Origin of the sequence: Rhizobium lusitanum (genome assembly GCF_014189535.1) — a bacterium.
Classification (GTDB): domain Bacteria; phylum Pseudomonadota; class Alphaproteobacteria; order Rhizobiales; family Rhizobiaceae; genus Rhizobium; species Rhizobium lusitanum_C.
In genome coordinates, this window is record NZ_CP050308.1 from 944,552 (window position 1) to 968,604 (window position 24,053).

33 protein-coding genes are annotated in these 24,053 nt (G+C 57.2%); 11 read left to right on the forward strand and 22 right to left on the reverse strand.

The window, feature by feature from the left end; genetic code table 11:
* Nucleotides 1-2: 2 nt before the first annotated feature.
* The gene (locus HB780_RS18330) at nt 3-650 is read right to left on the reverse strand and encodes a hypothetical protein (protein ID WP_286203136.1); all 648 of its coding nucleotides are present in this window, start codon (nt 648-650) and stop codon (nt 3-5) included.
* Nucleotides 647-3,055, reverse strand: a complete 2,409-nt coding sequence (locus tag HB780_RS18335) for a hypothetical protein (protein ID WP_183694656.1) — start codon at nt 3,053-3,055, stop codon at nt 647-649. The genes HB780_RS18330 and HB780_RS18335 overlap by 4 nt, the downstream gene beginning before the upstream one ends.
* Before the next feature lie 471 nt (nt 3,056-3,526).
* Here HB780_RS18335 and HB780_RS18340 point away from each other — a divergent pair, with 471 nt between their 5' ends.
* From HB780_RS18340 to HB780_RS18360, 5 genes are all read left to right on the forward strand, one after another.
* On the forward strand, nt 3,527-3,922 hold the full coding sequence (locus HB780_RS18340; RefSeq protein ID WP_183694659.1) for a hypothetical protein: 396 nt from the start codon (nt 3,527-3,529) through the stop codon (nt 3,920-3,922).
* Nucleotides 3,919-4,533, forward strand: a complete 615-nt coding sequence (locus HB780_RS18345) for a hypothetical protein (protein ID WP_183694661.1) — start codon at nt 3,919-3,921, stop codon at nt 4,531-4,533. The genes HB780_RS18340 and HB780_RS18345 overlap by 4 nt, the downstream gene beginning before the upstream one ends.
* 41 nt (nt 4,534-4,574) lie before the next feature.
* Nucleotides 4,575-4,961 (forward strand): hypothetical protein, encoded by a 387-nt coding sequence (locus HB780_RS18350; protein ID WP_183694664.1) that lies wholly within the window; start codon nt 4,575-4,577, stop codon nt 4,959-4,961.
* Between the two features lie 73 nt (nt 4,962-5,034).
* The gene (locus HB780_RS33090) at nt 5,035-5,202 is read left to right on the forward strand and encodes a hypothetical protein (protein WP_286203137.1); all 168 of its coding nucleotides are present in this window, start codon (nt 5,035-5,037) and stop codon (nt 5,200-5,202) included.
* A gap of 263 nt (nt 5,203-5,465) precedes the next feature.
* A complete protein-coding gene (locus tag HB780_RS18360) occupies nt 5,466-5,906 on the forward strand; it encodes a hypothetical protein (protein WP_183694667.1) in 441 nt (146 codons plus the stop codon).
* A 48-nt stretch (nt 5,907-5,954) separates the two neighbouring features.
* Here the strand turns inward: HB780_RS18360 and HB780_RS18365 are convergent, their stop codons facing one another.
* The 14 genes from HB780_RS18365 to HB780_RS18430 form a co-directional block, all read right to left on the reverse strand.
* The gene (locus HB780_RS18365) at nt 5,955-6,260 is read right to left on the reverse strand and encodes a phage tail assembly chaperone (protein ID WP_183694671.1); all 306 of its coding nucleotides are present in this window, start codon (nt 6,258-6,260) and stop codon (nt 5,955-5,957) included.
* Nucleotides 6,261-6,283: 23 nt separating this feature from the next.
* A complete protein-coding gene (locus HB780_RS18370) occupies nt 6,284-6,685 on the reverse strand; it encodes a hypothetical protein (protein ID WP_183694673.1) in 402 nt (133 codons plus the stop codon).
* Nucleotides 6,686-6,761: 76 nt separating this feature from the next.
* On the reverse strand, nt 6,762-7,247 hold the full coding sequence (locus HB780_RS18375; protein ID WP_047455850.1) for a hypothetical protein: 486 nt from the start codon (nt 7,245-7,247) through the stop codon (nt 6,762-6,764).
* Between the two features lie 3 nt (nt 7,248-7,250).
* Nucleotides 7,251-7,682 carry a phage tail terminator-like protein gene (locus HB780_RS18380; protein WP_183694676.1) on the reverse strand — a complete coding sequence of 144 codons (432 nt, stop codon included), beginning with the start codon at nt 7,680-7,682 and terminating at the stop codon, nt 7,251-7,253.
* A 38-nt stretch (nt 7,683-7,720) separates the two neighbouring features.
* Nucleotides 7,721-8,131 carry an HK97 gp10 family phage protein gene (locus HB780_RS18385; RefSeq protein ID WP_183694679.1) on the reverse strand — a complete coding sequence of 137 codons (411 nt, stop codon included), beginning with the start codon at nt 8,129-8,131 and terminating at the stop codon, nt 7,721-7,723.
* Nucleotides 8,132-8,159: 28 nt separating this feature from the next.
* Nucleotides 8,160-8,372: a hypothetical protein gene (locus tag HB780_RS18390; protein WP_183694682.1), complete on the reverse strand. Its 213-nt coding sequence runs from the start codon at nt 8,370-8,372 to the stop codon at nt 8,160-8,162.
* On the reverse strand, nt 8,369-8,725 hold the full coding sequence (locus tag HB780_RS18395; RefSeq protein ID WP_183694685.1) for a hypothetical protein: 357 nt from the start codon (nt 8,723-8,725) through the stop codon (nt 8,369-8,371). Before HB780_RS18395 ends, HB780_RS18390 begins: the two co-directional genes overlap by 4 nt.
* A complete protein-coding gene (locus HB780_RS18400) occupies nt 8,725-9,222 on the reverse strand; it encodes a DnaT-like ssDNA-binding protein (RefSeq protein WP_183694688.1) in 498 nt (165 codons plus the stop codon). Before HB780_RS18400 ends, HB780_RS18395 begins: the two co-directional genes overlap by 1 nt.
* Nucleotides 9,223-9,290: 68 nt before the next feature.
* The gene (locus HB780_RS18405; RefSeq protein ID WP_183694691.1) at nt 9,291-10,262 is read right to left on the reverse strand and encodes a DUF2184 domain-containing protein; all 972 of its coding nucleotides are present in this window, start codon (nt 10,260-10,262) and stop codon (nt 9,291-9,293) included.
* 3 nt (nt 10,263-10,265) lie between these two features.
* Entirely contained in the window at nt 10,266-10,736 is a 471-nt protein-coding gene (locus HB780_RS18410; RefSeq protein WP_183694694.1) for a structural cement protein Gp24, read from the reverse strand.
* Between the two features lie 28 nt (nt 10,737-10,764).
* Nucleotides 10,765-11,901 (reverse strand): DUF2213 domain-containing protein, encoded by a 1,137-nt coding sequence (locus HB780_RS18415; protein WP_183694697.1) that lies wholly within the window; start codon nt 11,899-11,901, stop codon nt 10,765-10,767.
* Between the two features lie 69 nt (nt 11,902-11,970).
* Nucleotides 11,971-13,338, reverse strand: coding sequence for a DUF1073 domain-containing protein (locus HB780_RS18420; protein WP_183694700.1), 1,368 nt, complete (start codon nt 13,336-13,338; stop codon nt 11,971-11,973).
* 54 nt (nt 13,339-13,392) lie between these two features.
* Complete coding sequence (gene terL, locus HB780_RS18425) at nt 13,393-14,877, reverse strand: phage terminase large subunit (protein ID WP_183694703.1); 1,485 nt, start codon at nt 14,875-14,877, stop codon at nt 13,393-13,395.
* A complete protein-coding gene (locus tag HB780_RS18430) occupies nt 14,858-15,181 on the reverse strand; it encodes a hypothetical protein (protein WP_183694706.1) in 324 nt (107 codons plus the stop codon). The genes terL and HB780_RS18430 overlap by 20 nt, the downstream gene beginning before the upstream one ends.
* Before the next feature lie 291 nt (nt 15,182-15,472).
* On the opposite strand from HB780_RS18430, the gene HB780_RS18435 reads away from it, so the two are divergent.
* Nucleotides 15,473-16,276, forward strand: coding sequence for a class I SAM-dependent methyltransferase (locus HB780_RS18435; protein ID WP_183694709.1), 804 nt, complete (start codon nt 15,473-15,475; stop codon nt 16,274-16,276).
* A 41-nt stretch (nt 16,277-16,317) separates the two neighbouring features.
* Here the strand turns inward: HB780_RS18435 and HB780_RS18440 are convergent, their stop codons facing one another.
* The 4 genes from HB780_RS18440 to HB780_RS18455 all read right to left on the reverse strand — a co-directional run bounded on the left by HB780_RS18440 (nt 16,318) and on the right by HB780_RS18455 (nt 18,013).
* Nucleotides 16,318-16,983, reverse strand: a complete 666-nt coding sequence (locus tag HB780_RS18440; protein WP_183694712.1) for a DUF6362 family protein — start codon at nt 16,981-16,983, stop codon at nt 16,318-16,320.
* Complete coding sequence (locus HB780_RS18445; RefSeq protein ID WP_183694715.1) at nt 16,958-17,374, reverse strand: hypothetical protein; 417 nt, start codon at nt 17,372-17,374, stop codon at nt 16,958-16,960. The genes HB780_RS18440 and HB780_RS18445 overlap by 26 nt, the downstream gene beginning before the upstream one ends.
* A gap of 57 nt (nt 17,375-17,431) precedes the next feature.
* Entirely contained in the window at nt 17,432-17,716 is a 285-nt protein-coding gene (locus HB780_RS18450) for a hypothetical protein (protein WP_183694717.1), read from the reverse strand.
* A 99-nt stretch (nt 17,717-17,815) separates the two neighbouring features.
* Nucleotides 17,816-18,013, reverse strand: a complete 198-nt coding sequence (locus HB780_RS18455; protein WP_183694720.1) for a hypothetical protein — start codon at nt 18,011-18,013, stop codon at nt 17,816-17,818.
* 362 nt (nt 18,014-18,375) lie between these two features.
* Here HB780_RS18455 and HB780_RS18460 point away from each other — a divergent pair, with 362 nt between their 5' ends.
* From HB780_RS18460 to HB780_RS18470, 3 genes are all read left to right on the forward strand, one after another.
* Nucleotides 18,376-19,164 carry a S24 family peptidase gene (locus tag HB780_RS18460; RefSeq protein WP_183694723.1) on the forward strand — a complete coding sequence of 263 codons (789 nt, stop codon included), beginning with the start codon at nt 18,376-18,378 and terminating at the stop codon, nt 19,162-19,164.
* A gap of 303 nt (nt 19,165-19,467) precedes the next feature.
* Complete coding sequence (locus tag HB780_RS18465) at nt 19,468-19,800, forward strand: hypothetical protein (protein ID WP_286203139.1); 333 nt, start codon at nt 19,468-19,470, stop codon at nt 19,798-19,800.
* Entirely contained in the window at nt 19,797-20,183 is a 387-nt protein-coding gene (locus HB780_RS18470) for a hypothetical protein (RefSeq protein WP_183694728.1), read from the forward strand. The genes HB780_RS18465 and HB780_RS18470 overlap by 4 nt, the downstream gene beginning before the upstream one ends.
* A gap of 13 nt (nt 20,184-20,196) precedes the next feature.
* Here HB780_RS18470 and HB780_RS18475 read toward each other — a convergent pair whose 3' ends face one another.
* Entirely contained in the window at nt 20,197-20,667 is a 471-nt protein-coding gene (locus HB780_RS18475) for an MEKHLA domain-containing protein (RefSeq protein ID WP_183694731.1), read from the reverse strand.
* A gap of 601 nt (nt 20,668-21,268) precedes the next feature.
* On the opposite strand from HB780_RS18475, the gene HB780_RS18480 reads away from it, so the two are divergent.
* Together HB780_RS18480 and HB780_RS18485 are read left to right on the forward strand one after the other, a co-directional pair.
* Nucleotides 21,269-21,916 carry a hypothetical protein gene (locus HB780_RS18480; protein ID WP_210334182.1) on the forward strand — a complete coding sequence of 216 codons (648 nt, stop codon included), beginning with the start codon at nt 21,269-21,271 and terminating at the stop codon, nt 21,914-21,916.
* A 451-nt stretch (nt 21,917-22,367) separates the two neighbouring features.
* The gene (locus HB780_RS18485; RefSeq protein WP_183694734.1) at nt 22,368-23,054 is read left to right on the forward strand and encodes a GNAT family protein; all 687 of its coding nucleotides are present in this window, start codon (nt 22,368-22,370) and stop codon (nt 23,052-23,054) included.
* A gap of 355 nt (nt 23,055-23,409) precedes the next feature.
* Here HB780_RS18485 and HB780_RS33360 read toward each other — a convergent pair whose 3' ends face one another.
* Nucleotides 23,410-23,847 carry a hypothetical protein gene (locus tag HB780_RS33360; protein ID WP_353622962.1) on the reverse strand — a complete coding sequence of 146 codons (438 nt, stop codon included), beginning with the start codon at nt 23,845-23,847 and terminating at the stop codon, nt 23,410-23,412.
* Between the last annotated feature and the right edge of the window lie 206 nt (nt 23,848-24,053).

Below are 24,053 nucleotides of genomic sequence, written 5' to 3' on the forward strand. Positions count from 1 at the left end.
TTCTATTTCTTCTGAACGATCTTGAAGGTGGCTTCCGTGGTGATCATGCCGCTTGCCGTGCCGGGGTTGTGGCTGCCCGGCATGATGATGCATTTGCAGGCCGGGAGCAGCAGCACCACGCCCAAGCCGGCGGAAAAGCCGGCCGGCAGATGTGGAAAGACGCCGAAGACGGGGGTCGTGCCCGCGCCATTCGCCGCCACCGTTTCCGACACTTCGAGAAAGGCATAGCGGCCGCCATAGCCGATCTGCATCTTGTCGCCGACGGTCAGCCGATACCCCGAGGGCAACCCCTTGAGGCTGAGCGAGGCATTGTCGGCGCCAAGTGCTGCGATGCTGACACTCGCGGCCCCAAGCTTCGTCCCATCGGGATCGGCCTGCGGATATTTCGACAGCGGATCATAAAGAAACAGCGCCTCCTGGGCGCCGTGAAGTTTGCGGATGCGGGCGGCGATCTGTTTCGCCTCAGCATTGTACATATCGGCCAGCGTCACCGTGCCGGTCCAGAGCGGCGGCGCCAGCTCCGCCTGCCAGACCCGGCCATCGCCGGAACCGGAAAGCTCGTCATTGCGCTGGATGTCCCAGACGACGCTGGAGATCTTCAGGAGATCGGCAAAGGCCGGCAGGCTATAGGGATAGGAAACAGCCATCATCGCCTCCGGGGATTGCGGTTGATCTGCGCGACGCGGTCGGGAAGCTGCTGATTATAGTCATTCAGCCCCTGCCGCGTCGAAGTCTGCGCCTCGCTCTGGGCGACGTTTTTCACATAGGCCTTCAGATTGCCGTCCTCGTCGACGGAAACGCCGACCGTGACATGCACCCCGGAACCGGAGCCGGAGGCTTCGTTCTGATTGCCGGCCTTGAGGCGATGGGTGGGAACGGGGGCATCCGGCTGAACCCTGGCAAACTGCGGCCCGCCCTCGCCGACTACACCGCCATCGGCATAGCCACGCCGGCCAAGCCGCATCGCCTCGACCACGCCGACGCCACCAGCACGCGAAATATCCTTCTGACTCCAGACGACCTCGCCGGCATGCACGACACCGGCGGGATCATGGATACCGCCGGGGCCGGTGTAGCCACCATCTGCAAACAACCCGGACGAGCCGCTCGCTATAGCGCTCGCCGCCTGTGGCGACCGCGCAAGGATGCCAAGATCCAGCCCGCCGCCTCCGCCGAAGAGTCCGCCAAATATCCCGCCGCCGCCGCCGGCAGCCGCGCTGTTGACCTTGAACAGGCTGTTGAGCACATCGTTCAGCAACCTGTCTGAAATCTTGGTAAGCACGGAAATCGCCGCTTTCCCCAGGGATTTCCAAAGACCCTCGCCATTGCGCAAGCCGCTGACAAGCGTCGAGGCAAAATCGCCGGCAAGCTCACGAGCATATTTGAGCTGTTCATTGTAGCGAATGATACCGGCCGAGGCCGAATTCATGTCGACCGGAAGACCATATTGCTTCTGTGTCGAGGCGACCGTCTGGTCGACGGTCGAGCGGCCCATCTGCTCCTGCTGGAACTGGATATCGCCCGCCAGCTTCTGCAGCTCCTGCGCCTCAGCGGCACGCCGATAGGCATCAGCCTGGTCGTTGGCCGCCTTGGTCAATTGCGGCATCTGCGCCAGCTGCGCTGCGCCACTTTTCTGAAGATCGTCCTGACTTTGCTTCAGCGTGACAACCTTCGACTTCACATTGTCCGTCGCGGCAGCAGATTGAACGGACGCTTGAGTTCCGAGTTTCGTCTGCTCGGTGTAGGTTTGGTCGGTTTGATTGAGATCGCGAACTGCCGCCGTTTGATCACTAACCAATTTGCTTTGGCTGGCATCAACAATCGACTTGGGCTTGCCATCGTTGATTCGCACAGAAGTCGCAGCAGTGCTTAAATTCTGAATTGTGCTTTGTATATCTGCCGCGCTTGTTTTGATGGTGGGCTGCTGACCGGCATTTAGATCTCGCTCTTTTCCATCTCCTGAGTACCTTTTTGAAAGTGCCTGCACTGCTGTACGCGATTGTTGCGCCATCGCTTCAATAGAATCGAGCTCAGCAGAAACTTGATCGCCGATTCCATGGAACGTAGCCTTCAGCTTTTCGGCACGAGCAACATCCTCGGGCGTCTTAAGCAGTGGCATAACTTTATCCAGCTCATCGTATGCATTTTGCACGTCGCTCGATCTTGCAGTTCCTTTTTCAAGTTTGTTTTTAAGCAATTCGTATGATGCAGCAAAATTATGGTACGGGGATCTCACTTGCGCGGCTATCATTCGCGTAAATGCATCAAAATCACTATATTCATTCTGAAACGACTTCATCATTAATTTAGCCGAATTATATTTATCAACTATGTCCAATCTCGGCTTGATGATTGTATCTGAAAGTTCCTTAAGTTCAGCAGCAATCTGAAAATCATCTTGATATGTCTTAATCTTCCCTCCAGATTCCTCATTCCTCTTCTTTGAGTATGCGTATTTCTCATCTATTTTATCTTTTGCGGCATTCAATTTACTATAATCTGTATCACTAATGCCCCAGTCAACGACACCAGAAACGGCGTCGAGAGCCATCTTAGCTTCTGTCCCGCGCAAAAAATTCTTTGAGAATTTTAGAAACTTATTAAAAATTTCTGCAGCAACCTGGGAGTCGCTCTTCTCGAGAGGCACGCCGGTTTCCGATGCGTGATCGACCAAAAATTGAAAAGTTGGACGCCCTTTAAGCCTCTTCAGATTTGATTCACTGAGAGAATTCTCGGCTTCGCCGCCGCTTCCGTTTACCGGCGGCCCCGCATCAGCCACCTGATTGGTTATATTGATGAGCGACTTCCTATAGCTTGTTAGCTGGCCGGCGACGTTTTTATAGTTGTTGCCCGCTTTGCTGGCTTCAGCATAAGCATTGGCAAGAACTCCTCCGAGACCGCGTACTTCATCGCCCATTGATTTTATAGTACGCGCGGCTGCTCCCGACGTTTTGTCGGCACGAGATACGGAAGCATTCCAAACATTGAGATCCGCCACTGCATTGCGGACGCTAGAGCTATCTATAGCGATAGCAAGACTGGCAACGTCCATCATAATTCTCCTTCGCCCATGCGCAACTTAAGGCGCAGCAACAACAATCCATTTCAGAGAGGTCGACGAGAAAATTCTCACTGCGGTAGTGGAAGTTTCCAAGGTTTGGTCAGCAAATTTTATGGCCACAAACGGCGGCCACGACTAACGCGTCTTGCCCAAACATATCGATTTAACAATGTTAGCATAAAGAACATTTAAAGAACAAAATTTATTGACACACAAAGGCATTGTGCGCGATATTGCCTTGGGTTGCAGATATTAAAATGGCAACCGCAAAAACCATCGGGCCGCCCCAACCTAATGATGCGCGTGATAAGCATCAAAAAAACTTGTGGCTGCGAGATTAGCAAAAAGCGGGGCAACAGACAAAATATGCGAGAATTCCACCGCCATAAATGATGGAATCATCAAATATTATTTGTAATTTTTGAGATAGTTCTCAATAAAACAGAAATCAAAATGGGCAATCACATGAAGAATTTGCAAGTTCTATTAGCGGTTTTTACTTTTATTTCTTGCGCACAAGCTTCAGCTGCTTCAGATGAAAAACTTATACAATTGCTAAATAATGTTAAAGGCAATTCCTCAACCGCGCTCTTAGCTGCATATACGTGCCGTGATGCACTTGGCATAACTTACTACAAAGCAATCCGAGCATATGGAGAGCAAGCCCTGCAGCAACTTGGCGCTTCATCACAAGCAACAAAGAGTACATTTGATGCCCTTGAGAGCAGATTCAAAGGGGATAAAAAACTATTGCAGGAAAAAGATGTAATGAAGTGCGTATGGGTGACGACCGAAGCTAATAGAACTTTCCATGAATCGCAGAGCGCCATTTCAGATTACAATGCCTCTGCAAAACCATGAATTGCAACGTCTATCACTGGCATACCTTTCGAATTGATGGCAGAAATCACCCAGCGCATTCGGGGGATTTCATCAAGTTGTTTTCAAATGTTGTGATCACGGCGTTTCTGTTGCCGCTGCTGATCAGTTGTGGAGCCTTCGACCCGCCGATCGTGACGGCTTGCGAGGAAAATCTGAAGCCTGAACTCGTGGCACCGTCAAGCTATGAGCGTAATAGGTTCATCCCCGGCGAGAGGCCTGCCACCAGAGCCGAACTCGACGAGGAATTACGGCATCCCGATCTGAAAAAATTCTACCTGAAGGAGTTTGATACGGGAGCGCTGAAGCCAGTAATTTATACCGGAATCCTGAACTTCAGCGCATCGAACAGGAATGCTGACCGCGTCACGACAACGGTTACTTGCCGATACTTCTCCACCGACGGCCGCACGTCCCAAATTGCGATTTGGTCAGTCGTCCCGTCACCCGTGGATGCCTCCGCTTTTTCCCAGATAATACGGGACATCGGCAACGATCCGCCCCCGACGGAGGAAGAGAGGTTGCGAAACTCGAAGCCAATCGCCCCTTATGCGGGGTGGATTCGCGACACGCTTAGACGTGTCTTCGGCTGAGTACCGATATCTAAGAGTTTAGATCAACTTGTGGGGGCAACATGCGCCGATTAATTTTCGCAACTTTCATGTGTACGATAAGCGGCATTGCTATCGCTGGAGACGACCCAAAACTCGCAGAACTAACGACTGCGTTTACTAATGCCAGTTACGCCAGCCTGAGTGCCGCCTATTTTTGCCGCAACGGCATCGGCGTTGATTCATATCTAAAAGTGCGCAAGGCAGTTGAAGCGGGATTGGTCAATATAACTGGAAGCGCCGACCTTGCGCGCCAGATTATGGATGAATGGGAAAAAAAGATGGCGCGCGACCCACTTTACAAGAATCCCAAGGTCACAGTTGATAAGTGCAGTGATTTACTGATGGAGCGATATCACAAACTGGATGCGGCTTTCGATGCTATTGCAAATAGGAAAAATACGCGCTGACACTTTAATGAATGAATTACGAATTACGGTGACAGTGCACTCAATAAGCTTTCAGATCTGACCAACGCAATCGATGGCCGGCTTCGCTCGTATCGTCGTTCCTAATATTCCACATCACGTCACCCAACGCGGCAACGGGCGGGCGCAAACCTTCGTCTGCGATGATGACTATGCGCTCTATCGCGATCTCCTCACCCATCATTGTCGTGCCGCTGGCGTAGAGATCTGGGGCTGGGGGTGATGCCCAACCATGTTCACCTCATCCTTATTCCAGCGGATGCTGATGGTATTCGCCGCGCACTATCTCGCGTTCATCGCATCTATGCCGGCCATATCCATGCAAGGCTGCGCCGGACCGGTCATTTAAGGCAGGCCTAGAAGTCACCGATTGAGGTTCTGATATCGTCGATCTGAATACTGCTGCCCAGAATTGCAATATCTCCCCACTGGTACCCGTTTCAAAAAGGTGCGAAATACAACCCCATGTATCGCCTGGGGGATTCCATGAACTCAATTTGGAGATTAGCTCCGCTGCTTTTTCTGCTGCCACTATTGAGCAGTTGCAACTTCTTCGACTCAAAGATTGTTCAGTCGTGCGAAGCAGGCCTTAAAAGGAAGCTAACTTCGCCGTCGGGATATAAGCGCATCGAGATCACACAGCATGAGTCAACTCTCAGTCGGCTAGAATACGCGGCTTATCTTGCCGATAGAGAGCAGCGCATATATGGCGGCAAGCCGGTGCTGACCGAGACGTTTTTGCGGGACTTTGACGAAGGCCGACAAAAGCCTGTTTTGTTTACTCTCTATATCGACTACGACGAGCCGAATACTTACGGCACGCCCATACGGCACATTTCAAAATGCACTTATGTCGGCAATGACGCTTCTAACGTTTTGGAACAAGATGTATCAGTGGATGGTATGTCATGGGCGGATTTGCATTGATCGTATCGTCGGCAAAATCGCAGAAAAATTGTTCGAAGAGCAAAATGATTACCCCGCCTCCCGCGCCCTGATCGCCTCCGTTTCCTCCTCCACCGCCTGGCAATAACGCCCGTCCATCGCCTTCAGCACGGCGATGTCCTCGCGGCGCAGGAGGTTGCCGGTCAGTTGCAGCCAGGCCAGCATCTCCTGGTGGGAGAGCGGCGCCGGGCCGGAAAAACCGGGGGCCTGCGCCGAACGGAGGTCCCAGAACCAGTCCCAGAGCGCATGGCCGGCCTCCGGCACCTCGGCCTCCGGGCTGACAAGCTCGAAGGCCTCGTTGCGTTCGCGCCGGGTCTCTCCGTTTGCGTCGCGCACGCAATCATAGCGTGCGACGATCCCTACGGCTTCGGAAAGCCCTTCGGCAAGCTCTTCATAAAATTTGCGCGGTCCTCCGAGGCGCCGGCCACCTGATCGTAGATCCAGCCGGCTTCCTCGACGACTTCGCGAGCCTTCTCGAAGGAGAGCACCGGCTGCTCGCCCTTCCACTGCTGCTCGCCCCAGCTCCAGGAAGCGATGGCGGCGGCGGCCTTGTCGAGATATTCGGCCTCGACCTTGCTAGTGGTCAGCTTCTTCTTGCGGCTGGCGAGGAAGCGGTCGCTATGCTGGCGAACGATCTTCTTCACCTCGTTGCTCTCGGCCGAGCGGATCATGAAGGAGATGCCGAGCGGCTCTTCGCTGGCCGGATGCAGGAGCTGCAGTTCGAAGAGATCTTCGGAATTGACGAGATTGGAGATATCCAAGGAAACACCTTATCGGTTGACTATGAGAATGGCCGCGCGCCCGACTGAGCGCGCGCGAGGCTTCGCGAGATCGCGCTTACGGCGCGGTGACGGGATCGACGCGGATCGGCAGCTGGTTGAGGCCGATCTTGAATTTCTCCAGATCGAAATCGTCGGAGCCGCCGCCGGGATAGAGCGGGCCGGAAACGACGCCGCGCGAATAGAAGACCGTGTTGGTCTTGCCCTGCGGCGCATCGTTGCGCTCGACCTTGATCGCGATGTTGTTGATGTTCAGCGGATCGCCAAAGGTGCGCAGGATGATCTGGCCGGCATCGTCGGCGATGGAGGCAACTTCAAGCTCCGGGTCGCCCGCATTGGAGACGCCCTTCTGCTTCTGCTGTACCGGCTCGTCCAGCGTATTGTAGTTGTTGATGGTGGAGTCGGAGCCGAAATCGCCGATATTGCCGACCTTGCCGACCTGCACCCAGGTCAGCGCGGCATAGGCGCTGGCCGTCAGGTCGGTATTTTGGGCGGTCTCGCATACGTAGACCTTGGAGCCCTTCTTCGTGCTTTTATTCGCCATGGATCATCTCTCCGGTTCAAAGGCGGTGTAGGGAACGGTGACCGGTATTTGCACCCGGTCATCCTCTTGGATCGGGCCTGCGGCCCACGGCTCGCCGCTGATCGTGATCTTCACGCCAGAGGCAAACAGCGTCTTGTTGTTGAAATGGTCGATCACCAGGCCGGCGGCATCGAGCGGCTTGATCAGCCCGCCGCCGGCCTTCCAATAGACAGAAACCTGCAAAAGCCCGCGCTTCTGCTGCGGATCGTCGCCCAGCGTCACCTGCCGCGGCTGGGCGGGTAGGAAGCTGACGGCGAGATAATTATCCGGCTTACTTTCCCCCGCGGGCGGAAAGGCGATGCCGGGCTGCGCCACCGGCAGTGGCGGGGTAAAGGCCAGCGCCGCCAGATGGTCCAGCAGTGCCGCCAGAATGAGAGCGTCCGTTGCCGTCGCCATGCGTCACCCATATCTATGATGTTGAAAGTCTCGATCGGTCAGTCCGTCTCGCGGACGGCCCGCTCGACAATGTCGCGCCATTCCTGCGCGGTGCGGCGCACCATGCCGTGCCCTGCCTCGCCATCGCGGCCATATTCGACCTCGGCCGCATAGGGCACGGTAAAGCCCATATAGATCATGCCGCCAAGTGGCACCCCGAGGCTTGCCGGGTTGACCGCCTCGGCATCGGAATCACTCGAAGCATCGCCGGAGGATGCTCCGGTGTTGACAACCGGCATCGCGGAGCCGGAAACCTGAAACGAATTCACCAGCGCACCGCTGGCATTCGGAGTTCGTTCGATGACCGTTTCGGCCAGCAGTCGCGTGGACGTCTGGACCACATCCTCCATCCGCCGCTTGGTCTTTTCAGCCCAGGCAGCGACAGAGGCGGAGAAATCGGAAGAGGCCATTGCTTCAGCCCTTTGAAATGATTCAGCATCACCGTTCGGATGAACGAGCGCGCTTTTTGAAATTCAGAAAGGTCAGCGCGCCATAACGCGCGCGGATCGCGGAAGCGGCGCCTCTATCGGCCAGCCTCTCCGTCACCATCCGCTCGATCTCCGGCGACGATAACAATCGCTCCAGCCTCCGGATCAGCCGGACAAGCAACCAAAGCGCAAGCACGGCCCTGAAACGAGCAACCGCACTCACCGGCGCACCTGCAACTGCCAAAACACGGCAATGCCGCCCGGTGACAGCGGCTGCACATCGACAATCGCGTGCTCGACACCGGCAATCACCAACCTGTCGGCAAGCGTCGGCTCGATCGAGAGCCCCGCCGTCGAAAGATAGACCATCCGGCCACCGCGCTGGATCAGCGTGCCACCGATATGCGCTTGGGTATTGTCGAGATCGACCAGCATGCAAGCGAAGTCTTCGCTCGTCTGCACGGGGTCGTAGTCCGGACCGGAAGCCGTGATGCGCCGGAGTTGGCCCTGCTGGCCGAACTTGGCAATCAGCTGCTCCGCGGTCGCCCGGGTTTTCGCATAGTCGAAACCAGCCATCACACCACCAGAATGCCCGGCAGAACCGGACGTAGGAAGGGATAAAGCAAACCGTCGAGCATGGTCAGTACAGGCCTTGCGGCAGTGATGCTGTCGTCGAGCGAACTGGCGACGGCATATTCCGTCTCCAGCGGCCCGACCTTCTCGCGCTTGACGGTCTGTGCCGCTGTGACCACGGGCGTCAGGCTGCCGGGATCAGCAAGTTCGACCACGGCAACCTCATAGGCAGCATAAATCACCGGCAGCGGCACGACGTCGTCGGGGACAGCCTCGCCGTTCGCCGTCACAGCCGCCCTGCGTGGCCAGGACAGTGGCTGCTCATAGCCGCCAGCACGAAGACCTGGAAAACGCGGCTCATAAAGGCCATCCACGACTTGCGACCCGCGCACCAGCGCAGCCGTGCGATCATTTTCACCAGCCGCGGCCCAGGTCACATTGCCTCGATCGGCAAAATAGAGATCGGCAGCATCGAGCGTGCCATAGAAAGCTGCGGGCATAAGAGCTCCAGTCTATCAATGAAGAAGGCGGATGCCTCCCCCGCCGAAACGGAGGGAGGACGCTAAACTCACGCCGCCGTCGTGATCTCGTCGCCATAGGCCATGGCCGCCGGCAGGCGCACTTCCGTGCCGCCGGTGCGGGCGATTATGCCGGTTTCGAAGCTCATGATCGACTTCTGGCGCGGCTGCAGCACGCGACGCGGCATCGGCAGATGGAAGCGCAGCACCTCGGGATCTCGGCGGTAGACCACCATACGGCCACCGCCATCCTGTGATGCGGTCGCAAGCTCGCGCAACGGCTGGATATCCAGTGGCAGGCCAGTTTCGGCGGTATAGACATTGCCCCGGCGCAGGAATTCCAGAACGCTGATGTAGCCATCGGTATCGGCAAGTCGCTTGGTGGCGATCAACCGAAATGCTTCCGGCGGCAGGCGCAAGCTGTCCACCCACTCCACTTCGCCGGTGCTCAAGCGCACGCCGCCGATCAGATCGTTGACATCGCGCAGGATCTGATCGGCGGTCTTGGCCGACCAATGGGTTGATGAGCTGGCGCCATCGGCGGCGACATCGACACGCGAGACGTTCGGATCGTTGACGAAACCGGTCCAGCCCTTCTCCACCGAACCGACCATGGCAACGGAATTCAGCAGACGCTCAATCTTGTCGGCGGCAAAGATGGCGTTGGAGGCATTGAGGTCGAGATTGTAGAGCGCGGCCTGATTGACCTCCTCCAGGTTCCATTCCCAGCCGGAGCCGATCATCGCGAAATCATGGCTGGCGCTGTCACGCGTCGATTGGTTGAAGGGCATGTCCGTGCCGGCGCCGGAAAGGAACTTCGCTTCGCCCGCGCTGTCGACGGTGAAGAAGGTCGTACCGGCGGCCCATTCATTGCCCTCGGTGACAACGGGCACATGCAGTCCGTAATTAAAGGTCGGATAGCGGCGCTGGTAGATGCGCGTCTCGATATTGCGGCCCTGCGCGATGACGAAGGAATAGGCCGCCTGGGCATCGGCGAAATGCTGTCGAACGAACTGGTTCATGAATTAGGCGCTCCTGTGCTTCAGCGAGATTTCGACGATGTCGCCGTTCCCACCGCTCGTGTCGAAGAAACAATCGGGAATGGGGCCGACGATGCCGGAACCGGCCACGTTGACGTAGGCGTTGGTGGTCGGGTTGTAGTAGACGGCATCGCCATCAGCGACCGCGCCGCCCGCCCGCACATACATCTGGCCGGCGGTCAGGAATGCGCCGGTGACGAATTGCGCATAGCCGTCGACCTGCGTCGCACCGGGCAACACGGTCGGCGTCAGCACGGCAATGCCGAGAAACTTGCCACCGGCGGCAAAGGGCGCGACACCGTGATCGGCGAGACCGCGCTGGGCCGGCTGGCCGAACTTGATGCCGGCGGCATTTTCCACCGTGCGGCTGATCTTGTTGGATTTTTCCTCGGAAGCGATCTGCCCGTGCAGGCCCTTCTGAGGAGCGTTTCCATAAGTGGTCTGGTAAGTCGCCATTGAAGCGTCTCCTTTTTCGTTGACCTGGTTAAACGGGATTGGCCGGTTGATGCGCGGACTGCAGGTCGCGCACCATGGCGGCATAGGCGCTGAAGGCTGCGGAGATCGACGTCTGCGGCGGCGTGATGCCGCCTCTAACGGCGGCAGCGAAGAGATCCGGCGTTTCGCGGACGGCGTCGGCGAGCATGTCGAAGCGAGCATCGATGTAAGCTTCAGACCTGCCTTCGACCGCACCCTCCCCGATCTTCGCGACGACGACCGCCTTGCGGATCGCCGCGTCCGAAAGGCCCACAGTCTTCACCTCGCCGACGATTGCCTTGGCAAGCCCGATGAGATCGGCGCGAGCCTCGGCTCGCCGTTCGATCTCGACATCGCTCACGAGGTTCGCCTTGACGGCGTCAAGCTCGGCATCACGGATAGCGATGGCCTTCTGATAGGCGGCATCGGTCGCCGTGATCTGGGCCTTGGCATCGGCAAGTTGTCGCTGGAGCTCCGCGATAAGCTCCGAAACCTGATCGCTGACTTCAATCCCGATGCCATCGACGGTATTTGTCCTTGTGGGCATCATCCCTTCCTTGTTTTCGTGCTGATCGGAAATGGGGCGTGGGGCTGCGAGAGGAGCGCAGCCCCACGGTGCAGCGGCATCGCCGATGCGGACTTTCGATCCCGCTCGGCCACGGCGCACAATGGCGATATGATTGATCCGAATGTTCTTCTGGACGGCGTCGTAGGCCTCTCCGGCGGATGTCACGCCCGCGATGAAGTCGAGATCGCAGACATAACCGGCGGAAAGCTCCTGCTTGCCGCTCTCGATGTCCTGGATCGCCGCCTCGTCGCTGACCATCAGCGGCACGCGAATGAAGATGCCCTCACCGGCAATCTCATCGCCAGTTTGCCCGACGGAGTACTTCTTCCAGTTTTCCGAGGTAACCATTTCCGGCGGATGTTCATTTGTCACCGGCCGGTGAGCAGCGCTCTTCAGCGTGTCCTCGGAAAACACTTCCGCGCCCGGCCGATAGACGCGCACGGTGCGCATCTCCGGCCGGCCGATTTCCGCACCAAGATAGTTTTGAATACCCGTCCGGGCGACCCGGGCATCGGCGACAAGATAGCCGTCGCCGGTCCGCCGCGTTCCCGCGACGGTGACAATGTCTGTGAAATTCATGATTGGATATCCCTTGGTCGGAGCCGACTTTGGTTGATGGGTATGTCTTCGGGCTATGAAGAGGCTGCGCTAGGCACCGTATTCTCGCTCCCAGCTTCCTCCGCGCCAGGCTCTGGCTGATCGGCTTGCATCGACCCCTAATGCCGCGATCGCCGCCTCCAGTCCCGGCAGCGATCCGTCCTCGACAAGCGTATTCACCAGTGCTTCGGACAATGCCTGGCGCGGAATGATCTCCTGCCCGGAGGATGAGCCGAACAGGGTTCGTGCAGCATCTGCTTTGGTCTTGAAGATATCGGCTTTTTCTTTCTCGCTCATCTGCTCCAGCGGTGCCCAGGAGGCATAGATATTCGGATCACGAGCGCCGGTGGCAGAGCGAATGAGACATACGTCGAGGCGGGACATGGCGGGTGTGAAGTCGAGCTCCTGGATCGCCTGGATCCGATCGTGATAGTTCTTCATGTCGGCATCGCCGGTGGCGTTGAGACCGGCCGGAGATTGCCCGAGCAGGCGCGTGACCGGAATATCGGCGGCACCGGAAACGATCTGCAGGAAAGCCATGAGAATGTCTGTCAGCCCCGAAAGCGGCGCGCTCTTGCTGTCGTATTCCTCCTCAGCGTCGAGGATCAGCGTGCCGTTGACGCCCTTGATGGTGTTGGCCAGCGAATAGCGGCGCAGCACGGCATCCTCGTAAGCCTGGTTGCCGATATTGGCCGAGAACTGCGGCACCTTGATAATGTCAATCTTCGCCTCGAAGACGAGGCTGGCGATATTGGCGGCCGTGCTGTCGGCATTCTTAATGGCATCCAGGGTCGCAGTGAGCACGCTCTCGCCCCAGCCGTGACTGCCCTGCCCCAGCGTCCCGCCAAAATCCTCGTCCGGGACCATGGCGCCATTGAAAATCACCAGTCGAGACGGATGGATGGCGACTTGCGCGCCGCTTGCGCCAGTCAGCGTGTAGAATTTCGGCTTGCCATACCATTCCGAAGCGGGATCGCGTTCGATCTCTCCGGCGGCAAGTTGGCGACGCGTCAAGACAGTCAGATGCTTCAGCCCACCTTTGCCGACACGTTCGATATCGAGTGGCCGAGAGGGATCGGCATCGCCGACACCGATGAACAAAGCCGCACCGCCGAAGAGACGCGCCTTCTTCGACGCCTCCAGCACCTTGCCGCGCAGGTTCAGCCGGCGTTCTTCAGCCTCGATCAAGCCGATCTGACCGCTCTCGGCCTGCCAGTTCCGCCATTTGCGGCAGCTATCCAGCGCCGGAATATCGACGATCTTGCGCGGCAGCCAGGAGCCGCGATAGGCGGCGATGATCTGTTCATCGGTCAGGATCGGTTGCGCATAGAAGACCGATGCCGCCTTGTCGCGCTCCGTCCCCATGCGAGACGCAAGGCTCACCAGCCCATCGCGAACCATCGAGAGTACGTGTCCCATGGATTGATTATCCTTTGGCATGTCTGTGAAGGAGAGGCCCGCATCCGCGCGGGCCTAGAAATTCTTGAAACTGAAGGAGGAGCCCAGCGCCAACTCGTTCAGCGCATCGGCAAAAGCATCCACCTGATCGTCGAACTGCGCGTTCGGAAAGGCGCAGATCTCATCGAGAAATGCCTCGTTCCAATCGCCGCGCAACAGTTTGACATTCCCAGCTTCGGCCTGTGCCGAAGCCGGTTTGGCGCGGGTTGCCTTGTCACCGGTAATGGACATGACCCTCATGGGAAAGCCAGCCAGCAGCTTGATCTTCGTCTCCGCATCGGCCTTGCCGGCGGCGCCCGGATCCTGCGGCATGCGGATCATCACCGTCGGCCCGTCCTGTGTCGCCATGTTCTTCAGATTGCGCTCGACCTCCGCCGGCGACCAGCGGCCGCGAGCTATGGTTTCGACGTAAAAGATGCCATCGGCTTCCGCCATGCGCAGGCCGACTGTCCAGTCCGGCTGGCGGCCCGGACGCGCTTTTGAAGCAGCAAAATCCCACGCGCGGCAGCGTTTCGTGCCCGCCGGTACCGCCTCAACGATCTCGAAATCGCCGCGCTGAAACAACCCGCCCGAGCGCGGCGCTGGCCGCTGCTGAAACTGGCCGGCGACGGCGTAGGAACCAAGCGGCACCTTGTCCCGTTCCACGACGGAGCGCGGAAAACGCTCCGGAAAGAGCAACTCGCCCTCCTCCGTTCGCGGATCGGCAAACCCGATCGATGTTCGGCAACAACGCTCGGGCTCAAACTCCATGGGAAGCATCAGATGCTCGTAGCCAAGCCCAAGTGCCAGGATCGTGCCGGAGACATCGGCCTCATGCAGCCGCTGCATGACGACGACGATCGCCGAACGCTGCGGATCATTGAGCCGCGTCGGCACGGATTCGCGGAAGGTGCGGATCGTCGATAGTCGCTCTGCTTCGGATTCTGCGCCATCGACCGAATGTGGGTCGTCGATGATCACCCGGTCGCCGCGCCCGCCCGTCAGCCTTGAAAACGGCACGCCCTGGCGAAAGCCGGTGCGCGTATTGGCAAAAGCCATTTCGCCCGATCGCGTCAGCTTCACCTGGTCGCCCCAAAGCATCTGATACCACTCGGAGGCAACAAGATCGCGCATGCGTCTGTTGTCACGCTTGGCATAGTGTTCCGAATAGGAGGAGCCTAGATAGCGCAGCTCTGGCCTGTTCTTCGGTCCCCATTCCCAGGCAGGCCAGAAGACGCCGCAGAGAAGCGACTTCATCGTTCCCGGCGGCACATTGATCAGCAGCCGCGTGATCTCGCCTGACGTCACCGCCTCGAGATGCCGGCAGATCGCATCGATGTGCCAGCCGTGAACATAGTCGACGGATGGCTCGACCACATGCCAAGCTTCGCGGACGAAACCGGCTAGCGAATGACATTGCTCCCGAATCCTTTCGGCATCCTCGGCAATCCTTCGGGTAAGCTCCGCCCAGTCGGCATTAGCCTTCCGTTTCGCCTTCTCCTCACGGATCGCCGCCATCATCGCTACCGGATCCAGCGAGCGGACCGAAGAGGGATTCGAGTGTCGCAAGCTGCTCATCCGTGGCGTTGGTTAAGTCGATCGTAAAACTTTGTCCGCCCTTGGCTCCATTGCCCGGGCGTTCACTCGGCTTCTGATGAACGTAGGATGCGGCGATCTTCGCCATTTCATCCCGTCGCTTCTGATCCGCTTCGTCGTCGCGCATGACTTTCAGCATATAGTCGAGCGGCGTATCACCGGCGGACACGGTTTTGCGCCGCCGGGCGCGCGGTTTGCGCGGCACGACGGGCTTGTCGGCTGTGGACATGCTGTGTGATTTCCGATGGAACGTTGAAAGGAAACAAGCGGCTGAAAGAGAGCCGCTTTCGGTCAACAGTGCGTCGCTGCAACTGTTCTCATCATGCATAAATGAGTACCCCAATTCGGTGCTGTTGGCGACACCCTTGATCGGGAAACTAGCTGCAAGGATTGAGAAGTCTTTGTGAGAGGCATAGATAATTATTTGAAATTACACCAAAATATCGCATTCTATCGTCCTACGCTTAGAGCAAGATTACTCTCCTCCTCCGTTGAAACGCTTTCAACATCAGACAAGCGAATGACCAAGAAGCAGGACCAACATCAACTCGGTCAGGATCTCTCCCTTATCCGCACGACACCGTCGCGCGAAAGGGAGCCGATCGACAACGGAGACAAATCGGAGGGCGTGGCGCAAGCCGCAGCCACGATCGATGCAGCGCGGACTTTCATCACCGCTCATCTTCCCGTTCTGCCGGTTCCATCGATTCCGGAGATTCGCCTGCACAAGGCAGGCCCGCAAAGCGGTCTGCGGCGGCTTGCTGAGCGCGACGAGGCATTCGGCTCACCCTATTGGGCGCACTACTGGGGCGGAGGGCTGGTGCTGGCACGGTATCTTCTCGACAAGCCCGATGTCGTCGCCGGCCGTCGCGTGCTCGATCTCGGCGCCGGCTCCGCCATTGTCGGCATAGCCGCAGCAAAAGCAGGGGCAGCCAAGGTGATCGCAGCCGATATCGATCCCTACGCTATTGCCGCCATGGAGTTGAATGCCGCTATCAACAGAGTGACGATTCTACCTGTTCTTACCGATCTGACGACCGGCGAACCTCCCGCAGCGGATATCGTTTGTGTCGGAGATCTGTTCTATGAGGCTGCACTTGCCGAGCGCGTGACTATGTTTCTCGACCGTTGCCTCGAGCGAGGCATGGACATCCTGATTGGAGATCCATGGCGCACCCATCTGCCGCATTCGCGGCTGCGCCTGCTGGCGGAATATGCCGTGACGGACTTTGGCGACACGGCGGGAAGTACGAGGCCGAGTGGAGTGTTTGCCTTTGAAGATAAACCGCCACCGCTCGACCAAGGCGACAAGGATCCATCATAACGAAAAAAACCCTGGATTCGAACCAGGGCCATTCTCGCAAATTAGGCTTTCATCTTCGCTCGCCGCCTGTTCTCTCGCTCCAAGCGTTTCGCCAGTGCCGCCAGCTCGGGGCTGGCCGCATCGAACACAGGCTTTGCATCGTCCGGTAACCAATATGTTTCATGTTTTGCGGCAGGCTCTTTCACCCGTTCGAGACTACTGGGCGAATTCGGCATCATAGGCGAAATGCGAGACCAATCGGGTTCCTGCAATGCAGGCGAAACCGCGAGCAGAGCCTTGGCCACAGCCTGGAACTCCGCCTGAATCCACCGCTCCGCCGTTCGCCGCACCCGCCCGGTCTTTGCGCAGAAATCGCGGAAGGAGCCGGCAATATGTGGCGCCGCAAGACAAACGGACCATCGGGAAAGCAGGATGCGACGTTCCCCGTCCTGGACATGGGCCAACAACCAGCCCTGCAGCACCTCCTCCGCGCGGCTGATGGCGGCCGCGCTCGGACGATAGCGGACACGAATATCGGTATGATCCCCGGGCTCGGGAAGAACATCCGGCCAAAGCGTCCGCATTCGATCCGGGCGCACCCCGCGCACATCGAGATGCACCATCGTGTCGGCGGCCTCGACGAAGCGAGCACGAACGATCAGGCTAAGATCAGCGACTTCTGCCGCGCGTCGCGAAAGGTCGTTAAACTGCGAGGCGTTCTGGTACATCAAGGCGTTTCTCCAGTTCCCGGTAGATCAAAATCCGAAGCGTCGCGCGCACCGGCCAAGGTCGCCGCGCCACGGCATCCGTTCGCAAGGCCCCCAGCGCAATATCGTCGAAGGCGGCCAGCAGATCGCCGGGCCGCCGCAGTGCCCAATCCTGGCGCTGCACAAGGATGTCGGAGACGGCGCCGATCGTGTCCGACCAGAGCTCATCACGATTGTTGCCTGTCTGGCGAATGCAGCGCAGGGCAAAGATGAGATGGCCGTCGCCGTGCTGCCCCCGGATTTCCTGCATGGTGCCGCGCGCATGGCTTTGCGCTGGGGCGCGGCGGCGATGGACTGGAACCAGCTTGATGCCGAGGCCGTCAAGAAGAGTGTCGAGCCTGCCTTTGGTCATGGGCACATTCCTCCCTTCAACAAGGAAAATTCAAAGCAGTCGGCGGCATCATTTCGATCATGCAACCGTCCCGTTTTCGGTTGCCGCAGAGGGACGCCTCGGCTTGAACAGGGCTTCCGCATTCGACATTATCTCCACCCTCGCCCCGTCTCGCAGCATCGGCGTGTTGAGATAGGCAACGATCGCCTCGCCAGCGGCCGCTTTGGCTGCATCCTGGGTCGAAAAGACAATCGGTTCGCCACGGCTGTCCTTCAGGACGTCGTTGGTGGCGCGGTGAACCTTGCGTATCCAGCCAAGATGACCGCCCGCGACAGCTTCCGTTCCGATCTGAAACTCATTCATAGAAACCTCCTCTGGCCGCCCCCGGCCAGTTATTTGGATTAATTTTTGTAAGAAATTCAGATGCTTGGCAACATCATGCGCGTTATGGCCGTGATCCCGTCACAGCTTCGCTCCGCGCTGAGATACATCCTCAGCTGTCCGGAAATGAACCTGATCACCCTCCGGCGCACCGCTGACGTCGTCACTCTCGCTTGCATATTTCGGCGACGAAATGATCGGCGCCACAGCCGCAAGCACACAGACGAAACACAGAGCCGCACCAATGCACGCGAGAAACCCCTGAGCGATCTCACTCATGTGATCGCCTCCGCGTCCTGTTGACACCCGGGCAAACCGCGATCGGACATCTCCACCGGCTCGCTACGCTCCTCGCAGGCTTCACAATGCCACTCGATTACCTCGGCAATCGACAAGGCCCGCCGACAGCCGGGGCAACCCCAGAAGAAGTCGAAATAGAATGGGCTGGAACCCACCCTTCTGCCTTTCCTGATCGAGACCATGCGACCGCTCCCAAAACCGTTGTTCACCAGGCGACACTCGCCTCAGCACGTCAGCCTCGCGGCGATTTTCTCCGCAGGCATCTTGATAGACACAAATTATGTTGTTATTAGTGTCGATGTCAACATGATTTATGTTAATTATTTTGCGAGTGTCTGGTCATGCAGAAATCCATGGGCGAACGACTGAAGGCGGCGCGCGAAGCCGCAAATTATTCCTCAGCGACAAAGGCGGCGGAGACGCTTGGTGTCAGCCTGTCCACTTATCGGGCACACGAAAACGGCCAGAACGAATTCGGCCCCGAAATCGCCGATCGCTACGCCAAGAAATTCGGCACCACCGCCGGCTATCTTTTGACTGGTGAAGGCCCACGCAAGGGAGAGCGATCAGGGCCACGTATGGTCACGTCCTTCGACCCCGATGAACAATACAATGAAGGATTTGCAGAGGACGGCGAGAACGTCAGCTACAGCCGGGAGCACTGGCAATCGAAGATTGAGGGCGCGACGCCGGAGCTCGATGTCAAGCTCGGCGCAGGCAGCGGCATTGTCGGCGAGGTCATCAATCTGCCGGTCGGCGCCGGCAATGTCGCCGGCCACAAAATCGTCGCGGAGTGGGTGATTCCAGCAGGTTACCTGCGCAACGAAGCAAAGGCATCGCCAAACCACACCATCATCATGGAGGTGATCGGCGATTCCATGCAGCCCACCTACATGCCCGGCGACCGCGTCATCGTCGATCTCTCGCAGAACCTGATGGTGACGGACACGGTCTATGCCATCAGCGACGGCTATTCAGAGCCGCAGATCAAACGCCTTCAGCGCGTCCCCTTCACCCAACCCAGCCAGGTCAAGATTATCTCCGACAATCCGGCGCTGGAAACCTTTACAGTGGAATTGGCGCGGCTGACGATCATTGGGCGTATCTGCGGGCATATCGCCCGAAAATAAAAGCCGGGCAGCCTAGCCCTCCAATCACCCGCTCCCGCAAGCTTGCCGGAATCAGGAGAGACAGGACATTCGGCGCTCGGAGCCGGAAAACACTAATTATGTCTACAAAGGTGATCGATAAACATGTATAATGTTGACATTGATCGTGTCGCATGACATCTTTCCTTTCGCGAGACAATCGCCCAAGACGGAATGAGCCCACGCAAGTTTGAAAATATTGCGTGAAGTCGCGAAACCGGATCGGAGATCGAGCGAATATGAATGTCGCGGCCCGACGGGCACGCAGAAGGAGGATGCTACTTCATGCCAGCGAAGTCAGACGTCATGATCGTTGCCTGGGCGCTCTATCACCGCGATACGCGGTTGCGCCGGCCACTAACGGCAGATGGCAGGCGCAAATGGTTCGCCCACTCTCTGGCGACGGCTTGGATCTGGGCGCTACAGCAGGCAACAGACGCGACCAAGACCGAAGATCAGCATCGTGCCGAGCGACTGACAAGCCTGAAGCTGGAATTGCTGCGCGTCGACGCTCGGCCATTCGGAATGCCGATCGCAAAGGATCGAACGACGCTCATGGCAGAGATCGATCGCCTGACCGCCCAATCGTCCGCATCGGCAACACGGATGGCAGCATGACGGCACCCAACGATGCCTTCTCCTGCGAATACTCCTTCGATGAGCTCACCATCAATCTCTGCGATCGCTGGGAATCAGGCCTGCTCCTCTATGGCCGCGCCGAGCTGACATCCGCCGGAGACGGCTATGATGGCGAATTTTACGTCTCGACCATCCGATTGGATGGCGGCGCCCGGTTAGCGCGACCAAACCCGGCTGCAAAGGCAGGCACCTTCGAGGCCGAGCTGTTCCGGCGCATCGCCTCCGTGATCGAAAACGACAAAACACTTCCCGGCCGCCACGCTGCCGAACTGTTCGCCTGTGAATACGAGCAGTCCATGGAGACAGATCATGACGTGTTTCATGAGATCAGACGGGAAAAAGCATTGGAGCCAGTGGCGTGACGCTCACGCCGGGTTAAGCGTCTCTCCATCTCGAAAATGTCGCGGCCTGCCCTCGTCTATGCCCATCCCGGTCGATGAGCTGCCAGACGATGCCATCCTCGATCCAGAAACGCCGACCCGATTTTGCGATCCGCAGCCCACGATAATCGGAGATAAAGCCGTCGCGCGTGACCGCATCCAGCAATTGCTGACGCTCAGCCCGATTGGGAAGCTCCGCAGACAGACGCGACGGCAGGGTCACGAATTCATCCCACGGATATTCAAAACAAGCCTGGCCAGCTCTATTCGCATAGACGAACCGCGGATCAGGATCCGTGTTGTGCGCAACGACAACGAAGGGTGCATCCCTATACAGCCACTCCGGTCCAAGCCCTTGCTCAACGAGGGGCATACCGACAATACGAGCATAGCTCCCAACAAGCAGATCGAAGAACTCGCGATCAAGCGACAAATCTGAAGCGCTATGTCCGAAATTATCAGCCATCGATGTCTTTCCTATCGGATCGTCTCCTGCTTTATCTAGGCCCACGACACCGGAAATCAAACAGAATCATGCACTCAAGTCTGCGATTGTTCTTATGGCTTCTGAAAAAATAGTCAGGCCGGCTGAACCAAGAAAATCGCCTTAGTTCGTTGTAATCGGCTTTCTTTATCGGTTCATGAGGTAGCCTATACAAATACTGAGACCAACACTTTTTGGGATTTTCCGGGATTTCTGTGGACAAGATTGAAGTGCGTTAAGCGCTAGCCTTGTGGATTCCGTTGACCACCGCTCCGCCGCTGTTTCTTCTTACGTGAATCAAAACTACAACAGTACGGTTGCTGTTGCGGGGTAGGTTCATGTCAGTTGAATTCTGGAAGTGGCTGCTTGGTGTTCTCACCTCTACTGGGCTGATAGGACTTGTGGCGCTTTTAATGCGCGACACCTTGGCCAAGTTCTTTTCGAAGGCTGTCGAACACCGCTTCGAAAAAAACTAGAGACATTCAAGGCAGACATCCGGGACAACGAAAAGGAGCTAGACCAAATTAGGTCGTTCCTGGTCTCGGCCCGGAGGGATCGCGACACTGCGATCCAATCGAAGCGGTTGGAAGCGGCAGAAACGCTGTTGCGCGCACGTCACGGACTTGCTCAACTCTCGATGCTCGTTGAGTACATGAAAATTCTGAACACTGAACAGATACTCAAGGACGCCAACGATCCGAAGATCGCCGAGTTCATCGAAACGCTGGTAAAGCCGTTCGACATCGACGAGAAGATCAAATTACTTGGAGCAATCGATAAGACGATTCCACGATTGTATCTTAGCGATAAGTCTCTGAAAGCTTTCGACGCTTATGAAAGCATCATCATCCACGCCGCGATGATGATGAAACTCTTTAGCATCCCCCTGCGAGACAAGGGCGGTCTCATCAAGGCTGGAAGCCTCAGCAAAACAGTGATGGAGCTAGTACCCGGGTCAAAGGACGGCTTCGACAAATGGGGTGAAGGGTTTGCGTATCACTGGTCGACGTATTTTCACGATGAGATTTTGCGATCTCTTCGTCATGAAGTTTCGGGTGCTGATGACATGACGCGGGATACGGAATCAATCGAGCGCCTTGCGCTAAACTCCCGTCGCGCGCAGATCAATATCCGCTCGTCGCTGGAACAGGCGGGCCTGCCCGACACGCTGATCAAACCGGACGAAAGCGCAGCAGCGACCTCGTCCGTCGTCGAGAAGGCTAAACTTTAGCCGACCGGCTTGCGATCAATTCATTGAGAATATTTACCAAGTCACCGAACTCTGTACCGACAATCGCACGCAAACCGCATTCAGCGCCGTCTCGCAGATCACAGTATAGGACCGTCTGAGATGAAATGTAGCTCGTCACATTCGATGATTTTCCAGGCATTGAAAACATTAGTCTTTCGCCAGGCTGTCTTCGGCAACGTCGTACCCTGTCGTCACATTCGTTGCTCCCACGGGCCCATTTTCTCACATTCGATAATTTTGATGACCGTAGGCATTACGGTTGTCGGCTACTCAAGGAGGAAGAGCTTCGGCCAATGACAGCCGACTTGACAACTAGCGGAGAAGAATGAGGCAAACGACGGAGTCAGAAACAACGCCACGCTCTAGCTAACTCAACGTTGAATTTACCAGTTGGCGATATCCCCACTGAATGCATTTGGTGGAGCCAACTTTGAAATCGATTTTCTCGAAACTCTTTTCATTGTCGAAGATGGTGTCCCCTCAGGTCACGCACTTAGAAACGCATGCGGACACGGCACCTTCATTTGCCGAGCGCGCGCACGCTGTGGCCATTCATCTAGGTCGCGCGATTCACGGTCTCGAAGTCACCGTCACCCAGGAGCGACCGTTTGTATTCACCATCCGAACTAGCGGGGTCATACAAGCAAAGATTCAGCTTCTGTTTGGGGACTTAGTCGCAGATATTGATAACGTCGCTGTGGCATCGCACCTACGAAGACAAGGCCTGTGTCGGCGCTTCACGCAAGAACTCTACAATGCCATTCGCTCCATCGGCTTACGTAAGATGACATTGTACGCTGTCAAAGATGGATGCGTGACTTGGGCGGCACTTGGTTTTCGCCCCACGGCGAACGCTTGGAAGTTAAATAAAGCTGAAATAGAGAAGAGTTTTCGAGCTTATCGACATGAGTTCCCGCCAGAAGTCGCTGAAACTATTAGTGAATTAATTTTTGCCGACCAAACCGACGTTTTCCCAATAATCGCAAACAGCAAGATCGAGGGTGATATCCATTTGCCGCCCGTAGATTTATCGTCAAAGATTTTGGGTGAGATTAAGGGGTGGCATGGAGAGTTCGATGTCGAAAGTGAACGCTATAGGCAATACCTGTTCCGATGACCGTGAATCGTGGATGAATGCGAAATGGATTCCCGCAGGTACCGATATTCTATATGACTTGCGAACGACGCCTCGCAATTTTGACTACGAGAAAATGCGGGCCAGCTATCGCGCTGACGGATATTCTGAAGAGTTAACAGAAAAAATTATCAGGGCGCTGGGTTATAAGGGTCGGTCAATCGACTGAGCAGAGAGCGCGGTGGCCGCGCTAGCCCCAACCACCTCGAATGTCGGCGCGTCGCCAGAAAATCTAAAAGGCAGGGGAAACCCTGCCTTTGGTGCTGGCCCGCAGGCCAGAGAAGAGACTACATCTCGCGTCCGAGATGGGTGCCGATCCGCAGATCAGAACCAAAATTTACCGGGCACCAACGGGGGCGTCAACAGGCCCATCGTCGTTTTTCGGTGCGGTTAGCCGTTCGAGGATTTCGCCCTCCAGGAACTCGACACGGCGTTCATATTCGTGGACGACTTCCGCCAACGTGGCTGCATGCCTCATACCCACGCGGTTCTCGATAAATGTGCGCAGAGGGACGATGGCGCTAGCAACGCCGTCAAGGATCGCCTCGAAGTCCTGCTGCGAAAGTTTAGGCACCCAGTGGCAGCCGTTCCTGTTGTAGTCCACGTAGCGTTCGAGCCTGCAGATGCTGGCGGTCATGACATTGTCGCATATCGCCCAGACCGTGCGCCCCTTGTCCGGCCCTGGATTTTCCGAAAGCTGCCGGCAGTATGGCGGGAGTGGACGGTCAAGCTCGATCTCGCTGGGTGGCTCGCTAGTCAGGGGAACGAATATCACGGCACCATCCACTGGCGACATCGAAACCGGAGGACGAAGGATGACCCCCGGATGATATCCGGTGAACTCCGGTTTGCGGGACCCGGGAGCCGCTGCAATCCAGTATACCTCACGAGCGGCAGGCTTTCTCGGAATGGTCACCGCGTTGGAATTCCAAGCTTCGAGTGCTCCTCTGAGCCGTGCCTGGTTCGCTGCGGCCGGACGGG